Annotated in this window: 1 pseudogene; it reads left to right on the top strand. The window is 51.4% G+C overall.

The annotated features are described in order from the left end of the window. Positions 1-72: 72 nt before the first annotated feature. Positions 73-722, top strand: a pseudogene (locus ACSVHP_RS22970) (IS3-like element ISEc52 family transposase); the annotation flags it as partial.

Raw genomic sequence — 722 nt, 5'->3', positions numbered from 1 at the left:
TGAAGTGGTTTACTGAATTTGGCCACCTGAACAGAGGTGATATGCTCACCTCAGAACAACACAGGTGCCATAATGAAAAAAAGAAATTTCAGCGCAGAGTTTAAACGCGAATCCGCTCAACTGGTCGTTGACCAGAATTACACCGTGGCAGATGCAGCCAGCGCTATGGATGTCGGCCTTTCCACAATGACGCGATGGGTGAAACAATTACGTGATGAGCGGCAGGGAAAAACACCAAAAGCCTCCCCCATTACCCCGGAACAAATTGAAATCCGTGAGCTCAGGAAAAAGCTACAACGTATTGAAATGGAAAATGAAATATTAAAAAAGGCTACCGCGCTCTTGATGTCAGACTCCCTGAACAGTTCTCGATAATCGGGAAACTCAGGGCGCGTTATCCTGTGGCCACTCTCTGCCATGTGTTCGGGGTCCATCGCAGCAGCTACAAATACTGGAAAAACCGTCCTGAAAAGCCAGACGGCAGACGGGCTGTATTACGCAGCCAGGTACTTGAACTGCATGGCATCAGCCACGGCTCTGCCGGAGCAAGAAGCATCGCCACAATGGCAACCCAGAGAGGCTACCAGATGGGGCGCTGGCTTGCTGGCAGACTCATGAAAGAGCTGGGGCTGGTCAGTTGCCAGCAGCCGACTCACCGGTATAAGCGTGGCGGTCATGAGCACGTTGCTATCCCGAATCATCTTGAGCGACAGTTCGCCGTA

This window comes from Enterobacter sp. 186315 (assembly GCF_053290175.1).
This window is presented reverse-complemented; position numbering and strand designations above follow the sequence as displayed.